This is a genomic window from Actinophytocola sp. (assembly GCF_050699915.1).
Taxonomy (GTDB): Bacteria; Actinomycetota; Actinomycetes; order Mycobacteriales; family Pseudonocardiaceae; genus Actinophytocola.
Map to the genome: position 1 here is coordinate 1 of NZ_JBOHGA010000250.1, position 8,240 is coordinate 8,240.

9 protein-coding genes are annotated in these 8,240 nt (G+C 71.2%); 5 read left to right on the forward strand and 4 right to left on the reverse strand.

Annotation, left to right across the window (positions count from 1 at the left end; translation table 11 throughout):
* Positions 1-271: 271 nt before the first annotated feature.
* From ACRDSK_RS28975 to ACRDSK_RS28985, 3 genes are all read right to left on the reverse strand, one after another.
* Positions 272-661 carry a type II toxin-antitoxin system VapC family toxin gene (locus tag ACRDSK_RS28975; RefSeq protein ID WP_431444531.1) on the reverse strand — a complete coding sequence of 130 codons (390 nt, stop codon included), beginning with the start codon at positions 659-661 and terminating at the stop codon, positions 272-274.
* Positions 662-691: 30 nt separating this feature from the next.
* Positions 692-898: a hypothetical protein gene (locus ACRDSK_RS28980; RefSeq protein ID WP_431444532.1), complete on the reverse strand. Its 207-nt coding sequence runs from the start codon at positions 896-898 to the stop codon at positions 692-694.
* Positions 899-1,238: 340 nt separating this feature from the next.
* Positions 1,239-1,427 (reverse strand): hypothetical protein, encoded by a 189-nt coding sequence (locus ACRDSK_RS28985; protein WP_431444533.1) that lies wholly within the window; start codon positions 1,425-1,427, stop codon positions 1,239-1,241.
* Between the two features lie 207 nt (positions 1,428-1,634).
* Between ACRDSK_RS28985 and ACRDSK_RS28990 the strand changes: the two genes are divergently transcribed.
* From ACRDSK_RS28990 to ACRDSK_RS29000, 3 genes are all read left to right on the forward strand, one after another.
* Positions 1,635-2,117 carry an NUDIX domain-containing protein gene (locus tag ACRDSK_RS28990; RefSeq protein ID WP_431444534.1) on the forward strand — a complete coding sequence of 161 codons (483 nt, stop codon included), beginning with the start codon at positions 1,635-1,637 and terminating at the stop codon, positions 2,115-2,117.
* Between the two features lie 116 nt (positions 2,118-2,233).
* On the forward strand, positions 2,234-2,473 hold the full coding sequence (locus ACRDSK_RS28995) for a hypothetical protein (RefSeq protein WP_431444535.1): 240 nt from the start codon (positions 2,234-2,236) through the stop codon (positions 2,471-2,473).
* Positions 2,474-2,590: 117 nt separating this feature from the next.
* Positions 2,591-3,856, forward strand: a complete 1,266-nt coding sequence (locus ACRDSK_RS29000) for a helix-turn-helix domain-containing protein (RefSeq protein WP_431444536.1) — start codon at positions 2,591-2,593, stop codon at positions 3,854-3,856.
* A 190-nt stretch (positions 3,857-4,046) separates the two neighbouring features.
* Here ACRDSK_RS29000 and ACRDSK_RS29005 read toward each other — a convergent pair whose 3' ends face one another.
* The gene (locus ACRDSK_RS29005) at positions 4,047-7,004 is read right to left on the reverse strand and encodes a tetratricopeptide repeat protein (RefSeq protein ID WP_431444537.1); all 2,958 of its coding nucleotides are present in this window, start codon (positions 7,002-7,004) and stop codon (positions 4,047-4,049) included.
* Positions 7,005-7,151: 147 nt separating this feature from the next.
* Here ACRDSK_RS29005 and ACRDSK_RS29010 point away from each other — a divergent pair, with 147 nt between their 5' ends.
* Together ACRDSK_RS29010 and ACRDSK_RS29015 are read left to right on the forward strand one after the other, a co-directional pair.
* On the forward strand, positions 7,152-7,820 hold the full coding sequence (locus ACRDSK_RS29010) for a vWA domain-containing protein (RefSeq protein WP_431444538.1): 669 nt from the start codon (positions 7,152-7,154) through the stop codon (positions 7,818-7,820).
* Positions 7,817-8,240, forward strand: a 424-nt coding sequence (locus tag ACRDSK_RS29015) for a protein phosphatase 2C domain-containing protein (protein ID WP_431444539.1), incomplete at its 3' end; no start/stop codon positions are given. The genes ACRDSK_RS29010 and ACRDSK_RS29015, both read left to right, overlap by 4 nt.

The following is an 8,240-nucleotide window of genomic DNA, read 5'->3' on the forward strand; positions in this document are numbered from 1 at the left end:
CTGCCGCTCCGCTCACGCCGGCCGGCCTGCGCGGCGCCGGCCACGAGCTGGCGACGGCAGCGCCACCACCAGCGGCGCGTACAGGTGCCCAGGGCCGGCCACAGCAAGCCGCAGACTGGCGCTCCCTCGGCCTCGATCGTCGAACACCAGGTCGCCGGCATCAAGAGCGCTCCGCGTCGCTGACGCGATGGTCGCAAGCGCCCACTCTTGACACCGACGCCCCGGTGCTGCGAGACGGCCTGTACGAGGGAGCCGGCGGGGGACTGGACCGTCAGGGGAGCAGTGTCAGCACCCGGACGTGGCGCGGCCGGACGACCGTGAAGTGCCGCCGGTCGAGCGTCGCCACCTCTGCGACGTTCAGACGCTCCGCCACGGCCACCACGGCGGCATCGCTCGTGCCTAGCGGCAGGTCGGCGTACTGCTCGACGAGCTCGGCCATGCGTTCGTAGTCGCTGCTGGTCAGCTCTATCGGTATGAAGTCGCCGGCCGCCAGGCTGCGCAGGAAGCCCGCTTCCACCCGCGGGTCGTAGCGGCCGATCAGGTAGCCGACCTCCGCGACGATCGGCGACGGGACGAGGATCCGCTCGCGGTTCAGTCGCAGGCTCGTGAACAGCTCGACGCAGCGATGATGGTTCTTGTCCCGGTGCAGGGCAGCCGCCACCAGCGGCCCCGTGTCGCAGATGACCACGGGTTACCGGCCGAAGCCCTCTCGAAGCAGCTCGTCGACGCGCTCACTGGTGTCCGGCTCGCCGGCGGCAGCCCCGAAGAAGGCCGGCGGCCAGGGGCGCTCATCCGACACCGGTCGCAGATGGCGCCGCATCTCGGCCAGCGCTTCGCCCACCTGGTCCTCCGGCAGGTCCTGGACCAGGCGCATCAGCTCATCACGATCCGCGCTCACGACGGCTAGTCTACCGGCGAGCCACGCCCGGACCGATCGTTCAGCCGCCACGGCGTGCCAAACCAAGCTCAGCGGGCATGAGCGCGCCCATGTCTTACCCATGCAAAACGTCGCGAAATGACGTCAAACGACGACCACACCGGAACGGCGCTCTCGTTGCCACGTAAGGGGAATGGCGAACGACGAGAAGTGCCGAGACATGATCATCCGACCATAAGGTTAGGGGTTCGAATCCCTTCGGGCGCGCTGTGCCTGGTTGAGGCAAGCCGTGGGGCCGATCCTGATGGATCGGCCCCACTTTTTCGTTTCATCGGTCCGATGTGGACGTTGTCGATGTGGGTTAGATGCCGCCGGGTGTGGTGTCCCTGCCCGGCATGGGATCGATCATCATGGCCTTCCGGCGCTCCCGGACCGCCGACGCGTCCACGATGCGCTTCTCCGCCTTTCGTAGCTGTCGCAGTTCCCGCCGTGCGGCCCGGTCTGCCTTCCCGCCCCGGGCGAACCACGCGACCGCGACGATGATTGCCAAACCTACGACTATGACTATCCCCCAGATACTCATGACTCCATGATGCCGAGAGGCTTCGCTTGATCGCCAAGTGATTTCGTGAGCTGCGACGAGTGTCGACAGTGAGTGATCACCTTGTGGTTGACTGGCCGCGTGGTCGAGCCGTGGACCGGTGACGGATGGGCGTGCCTGTCGTCCGAGTTGGTGTTCTCCTCTGGGTGGTTCGACGTGCGTCGGGACCTGGCTCGGCGGCCCGACGGGTCGACGACCGACTACGACCACGTCGTCGCCCCGGCGGCCGTGACCGTGCTCGCCGTCGACACGGGTGGGCTCGTCGCGGTCACGCGGCAGTGGATCTACGTGCACGCGGAGCCGCAGTGGCGGCTGCCCGCCGGGCGGATCGACGCGGACGAGAGCCCGGCCGCGGCCGCGCGGCGGGAGCTGCGCGAGGAGACCGGCATCTCCGCCGACGAGCTGGTCGGGTTGGGCACCATCAACTGCGCCGACTCGTTGACCAACCACCGGGACCACGCCTTCCTCGCCACCGGGTTGACGGCCGGGGAACCCGAGCGGGAACCCGGGGAGGTCGATCTCCGGGTGCACTGGGTCCCCTTCGACCAACTGGTGGGCATGGTCGTCGACGGCCAGCTGCCACACGCCGGAAGCGCGTTCGCCGTGCTGCTGGCGAAGACGAGCGGGCTCGTCGAATAGCGTTTCCTGTTTCCTCGTAAAGCCGGAAACACGCACCTCATTGTTCCTGTGAGCAGCGACGGTAATTCTCCTTGGTAAGGCGCTCGAAGCGCCGAATTCCCAACCTAGGAGAAATCATGTCCTTGACCCGTGCTGCCCAATTCTCGGCCCGGCTCGCCGGGCTGCTCGCCGCCCTCGCCATTCTGGTGTCCGCCCCGCTGCTCATGGCCGGCTCCGCGGCCGCCGAGGGCACGCTGTCCGCGCCGCCGCTGACGAACAGCACCGACGGTCACGACTGGGGTGACGGTCACGACTGGGGCGATGGCCACGACTGGGGTGACGGTCACGACTGGGGTGACGGCCGCGGGGGCGACTAGCCCGGAGAATTCGCGTCGCGGGTCCACCGGAAATCCGGCGGGCCCGCGCGCGAGAGACATTGCCTCCGGCAATGTCGAGGTGCTCTACTCGCAGGGGGAAAACCTGGGGAGGGCCCGGTGGACGAGACATTCGGTGCTTTGTTACGACGAATCCGGACCGACGCCGGTATGTCGTTGGGCGAGCTGGCCCGGCGGATCAACTACAGCAAGAGCCAGGTCAGCAAGATCGAGAACGGCCTGCAGCGACCGAACGCCATGTTCGCGCGGCTGTGCGACAAGGAACTGGACGCTGGTGGCGAGCTGATCGTCGCGGTCCGGCGCGGGAGCGCGCCGGCCGCTCCCGAACCGCCGGTCGTGGGCGACGACGAGGTGTGGGTCATGGAGCTCGACGAGTCCGGCGAGGTACGCGTCAACCAGCTGCCCCGCCGCCACATGCTGACCGGCGCCGGCGCCGTCCTGGGCCTCGCCCTCACCCGCGGCCGCCGCGTCGCCGCCGACGAGCACACCTTCGCCGTGCTGCGCGACGCCTTCGAACAGCACCGCTCACTCGGCCGGATGGCGAGCCCGCGGGCCGTGCTCGCCCCGGTCATCGCCCACCTGCACACGCTGCGCGTGCTCGCCGCCGACAACACCGGACCCATGCGGAACGACCTGCTGCTGCTCGCCTCGCGGGTGGCCGAGTACGCCGGCTGGATGAGCCAGGAGGCCGGCGACGACACCGCCGCCCTGCGCTGGACCGACCGCGCGGTCGCCTATGCCGACGCCGGCCGCGATCCGCACCTGGCCAGCTTCGCCCTCGTCCGCCGCGCCGAGATCATGATGTACCGGCACGACGCGATCAGCACCGTCGAGCTCGCCCGCCAGGCCCAGCAGGACCCGGCCGCCGGCCCGCGGATCCTGGGTCTGGCCGCCCGCTGCGAGGCGCAGGGCCACGCGCTCGCCGGCGACGCGACGGCCTGCGAGCACGCCCTGGACCGCGCCGCCGAGCTGCTCGCGGTCTGGCAGTCCGACGACGCCCCCGTCCTGGGCTCGGCGAGCGTGTCCGACGAGATCCCCCTGGTGTGGGGAAGCGCCCTGCTCGAGCTCGGCCGCATGCGCGAGGCCGCCGAGCTCCTCGACCGGCAGGTGGCCGGCATCCCGCCCGCGGCGCGCCGCGTCCGCGCCCGCTTCGGCACCCGCCGGGCGCTCGCCCACGCGCTGAACGGCGACATCGACCAGGCCTGCGTCGTGGCCCGCGAGGTGCTCGACGACGCCGCCCAGGTCGACTCCGCCACCATCCGCGTCGACCTGCGCGAGCTCGCCCGAACCCTGTCCCGCTGGCGCACCCACGCCGACGTCCGCGAGCTCTACCCCGACCTCGTCACCACGCTGAACACCCGCTGACGAGCGCACTTCCGGCGCGATCCACACCGCGACTGTCCTAAGGATGACGGTGTCACAGAGGACTTCCACGCCGCCCGCAGGTGCCTCGACACCGAGGTCGGCAAGATCGACGGCGAGGGCGTGATCAACGCAACCCCCTGGTCGCCCCGCCGCTGCTCGCCGAGATGCTGAAGATCCCGCCACCGAAGATCTAGAGCGCGCCGGCGCAGGTGCACGCCAACCCGCTCAGCTCGGTGCGTACCTGGTCCGCCTCGGGGAGGCCGAGGCGGGTGTAGTCGGTCAGGGCGTCGTGCCAGTGGGGGGTGGCCGGCTCGTGTTGGCCGGTTTCGTGCAGGACCTCGCCGATGCGGTGGTTGGCGCGGGCTGCTTGTGCGCTCTCGCCGGTGCCGGCGGCCATGTCGAGTGCGGCGCGGAAGGCGTGCAGCGCGGCGCGGTCGTCGCGGCGGGCCCAGGCGGTGGTGCCGCGGTCGAGGTAGAGCTGGGTGCGCAGGTTGGGGTCGATGACGAGGTCGGCGACGCGGCGGGCCTGCTGCTGGTAGCGGGTGGCGTCGTCGAGGCGGTCGGCGAGGCGGTGTGCGTTGCCGATGTTGTTGAGGGCGTAGGCCTCGACGGCGCGGTCGCCGATGGAGATGGCGAGCTCGCGGGCCTCGAGGTGTTCGGTCAGTGCCTCCTCGACTCGGCCGAGGCGTTGGTGCACGCCGCCGAGGTTGTCCAGGGCGTGCGCGAGGCCCTGGGTGTGTTCGATCTTGCGGAGCAGTCGCACCGCGTCGGCGTGTTGGCGTTCGGCGAGGTCGAGGTGGCCCTGGACTTCGCTGGCCACGCCGAGGTTGTCCAGGGCGTGGGCTTGGCCGCGTTCGTCGCCGATGCGTTCGTAGCGGTCCAGTGCGGCCGCGAAACACCGGGCCGCCTCGTCCTGGTCGCCGAGGTTGTGTGCCGCGGAGGCGAGCGCGACCAGGGTGCCGGCCTCGCCGCGCGGGTCGTCGAGCGCTTCCCACAGCGGCAGTGCCTCGGCGGCCAGCGTCCGCGCCTCGGTCGACGCGCCGGAGCGGCGCCGGGCGATGGACAGCCGCCAGAGCACCTCGGCCAGCCAGCGGGTGTCGCCCGTGCCGGCCAGCACCGACCGCGCCCGCTGCAGGGTCGCGTTCCAGTCGCGTTGGTGGCCGCCGGTGTAGAAGTAGCGCCACAGCAGGATCGCGAGCTTCCAGGTGTGGTCGGGTCGGTCGTGCGCGGCGGCGTGGTCGATGGCCGCGACGAGGTTGCGCCGTTCGTCGTCCAGCCAGCTCAACGCGGCCGCCTGGTCGGGGAACCGCAGCGTGGTCGGTGAGTCGACCTTGTGGGACGGCTGGTGGTCGCGGTCGAACGGGAACAGCGCCGCCATCGCCGCGCCGGCCGAGGACAGGTAGAAGTCCAGCAGCCGCTCGTCCACGTCGCGGGCCGGGACGGGCAGTGCGGTGGTGACGTAGTCGCGCAGTGGGTCGAGCATGTGGAACCGCTCGGGCACGGACTCCTCGATCAGGCTGACCCGGTGCAGGTCCTCGAGCAGCGCGCGGGCGTCCGGGACGGGCGAGGCGATCAGCGCGGCGGCGCCGTGCGCGGACAGGTCCGGCCCGGGCACCTGGCCGAACAGCCGGAACAGTTCGCGCTGCGGCTCGGTGAGCTGCTGGTAGGACACCGTGCACGCGACCGTCGCCGTGTCGGTGAACGAGCTGTGCGCCGACATCGGTGACGCCGCGCGCAGCAGCTCCACCAGATGATCCAGCGGCCAACGCAGATGACGGCGGAACTGCGCCGCGACCAGGTGGATCAACAACGGCACCCGCCCGCACCGGTTGATCACCTCGCGGACCTGGTCGATCCGCCCGCGCACCCGGTCGGGGCTGACGAGCTTGCCGAACAGCTCGGCCGCCTCGTCGTGGGGCAGCGGCTCGAGGTGGACGTGCTCACTACCAGCCAACCCGCCCAGCTCGCGGCTGGTCACCACCGCCAGGCAGCCGGCGACGCCGGGCAGCAGCGGCTCGATCTGCGCCTCGGAGGCGGCGTTGTCCAGCACGACCAGGGTTCGGGTGTCGGTGAGTTTGGAGCGGTACAGCTCCGAGCGGGCCCGGGTCGAGGGCGGGATCGCCTCCGGGGGCACGCCGAGGTCGGTGAGCAGCCGTTCCAGCGCGTCCGCCGGGTCGGTCGGGGCGACGTTCGGGGTGAACCCGTTGAGCTCGACGAACAACCGCGCGCCGGGGAACTGGTTGGCCAGCAGGTGTGCGGCGTGCACGGCCAGCGCGGTCTTGCCCACCCCGGGCATCCCCGAGATCCACAACACCGCCGGCTCCTCGCGCGCCGACCGCGCGGCCTCGTCGACCGCGGCCAGCTCCTCACGCCGCCCGGTGAACGGCGCCAACCTGGCCGGCAACGACGACAGCCGCTCCCCGTACTGCGCGATCCAGGCCATGTCCCGCAGCTCGCGGGCGGTCTCCATGCCGTACTCCTCCAGCGCGTCGCGCGTCTGGTGGAACACCTCGACCGCCCGCACCTGGTCACCGTTCGCGATCAGCGCGCGCATCAACATCGCCGCGAGCCGCTGCTGGGACCGCTCCTCCTCCCACACCGGCCGCAGCCGGTCGCGGATCACCCGGTGCCGCCCGGCCGCCAGCTCCAGCGCCGCGAGGTCGACCAGCGCGTCGACCCGCGCGTCGTCCAACGGCGCCATCGCCGTGCCGCCGACCCGGTCGATGTCCAGGTCCGACAGGAACCGCCCGCGCCACAGGTCCAACGCCTCGGTGAACAGCCGCACCGCCTCGGCCTTGTCCGCCCGCCGCGCCTTGTCGCACAGCTGCCCGAACCGGACCGTGTCGATCAGGCTCTCGTCGAGCCGCAGCACGTAGCCGGTCGGCGTCTTGCCGATCACCACCCCGTTGTCGCCGTCGGTCATCCCGGCGTCCTTGAACACCCGCCGCAGCCGCGCGACATAGCTGGTGATCAGGTCGGACTTCGGCTGGTCCTGCCCCAGCCACACGTACTCCTGCAGATACTCCCGCGACACCGCGCGGTTCGCGTTCAACAGCAGAATCACCAGCACGTACCGCTGCTGCAGGTCACCCGGATCCACCCGCACACCGTCGTGCCACACCTCGAACGGACCGAACAACCGAAACATCGCGTCTCCCACAGGGCTCGCCGGAAGACTCCAGGCCCCTCAGTGAATCGCATCGCCCTACAGCGTCCGGCGATTTCATCCGCGCAGTCAACAATTGGTCCAGATCTGGTGCGGGCGGGCGGGCCATCCTCGGTTCGAGGAGGAGAGATGCCCGAACAGATTTTGCCGTTCTACGTGGTGTGCGACCAGTCGTACTCGATGACCGACCACCTCGACGCGTTGAACGACGGGCTCGCACAGCTGCACCGGGCGGTCGGCACGGACCCCGTGGTCGCGGACAAGACCCGGTTCTGCCTGATCGGCTTCTCCGGCACCGCGGAGGTCCTGCAACCGTTGTGCCGGCTCAGCGACGTTCTGGAGATCGTCGGCCTCACCACACAAGCGGGCACCAGCTTCGGCGAGGCCTTCACCCTGCTGCGCGACACCATCGAGAACGACGTCGAACTACTGCGGGCCGACGCCCACCGGGTGTACCGGCCCGCGGTGTTCTTCCTGTCCGACGGCCACCCGACCGACCCGGCGACCTGGCCGGCGGCCTACGAGCGGCTGGTAGCCCCGGACTGGCCGCCCCGACCCAACATCATCTCGTTCGGCATCGGCGACGCGGACGCGACGACGATCGGCCGGATCGGCACGTTTCAGGCGTTCATGAGCCAGGGCGGAGTCGGCCCCACCGCCGCCCTGCACGGCTTCGTCCGGGCGCTGACCACGTCGGTGGTCCGGTCCGGCGGCATCGCGCAGGAGGGTGGCCTGTTGCTCCAGCTGCCGGAGCAGGTCACCGGGTTCACCGCGCTACAGGTGGATCCGGTGCCATGACTCTCGAGTCCATTCGTGCGTGGGGGGACCGGGGGGTCTATCGCCCTCGGGAGCTGGAGCCGCCCTCGCTGGCGGCGGGTGCGCCGTGGCGGCTGGGCGCGGTCGCCGCCGTGCCGGACACCGTGCTCGAGGCCGGCCGGGTCGGCGGGCTGGAGGTGCGGGCGGTGTCGACTCGCGGCTCGGCGCATCGCTTCGACGGCGTGGTGCGCCAGGACGCCGTCGCCGTGTCCGAAGTGGACGAACGGTGGGTGCTCGCCGCGGTCGCGGACGGGGTGGGCGGCGCGGCCGACGCGCACCGGGGCGCACAGCTCGCGGTTCGGCATGCGCTTGACCACCTGGCCCGGACGCTGCGCGACGCCGAGTCGGCCGACCTCGCCGGCGCCCTTCGGGCGGCGGACCGGGCGGTGCGCGGGGCCGGGC

Excerpts from the sequence above, each read along its gene's own strand:
- ACRDSK_RS28995 (WP_431444535.1), top strand. The coding sequence starts at position 2,234 with ATGTCCTTGACCCGTGCTGCCCAATTCTCGGCCCGGCTCGCCGGGCTG.
- ACRDSK_RS29005 (WP_431444537.1), bottom strand. The coding sequence starts at position 7,004 with ATGTTTCGGTTGTTCGGTCCGTTCGAGGTGTGGCACGACGGTGTGCGG.
- ACRDSK_RS29010 (WP_431444538.1), top strand. The coding sequence starts at position 7,152 with ATGCCCGAACAGATTTTGCCGTTCTACGTGGTGTGCGACCAGTCGTAC.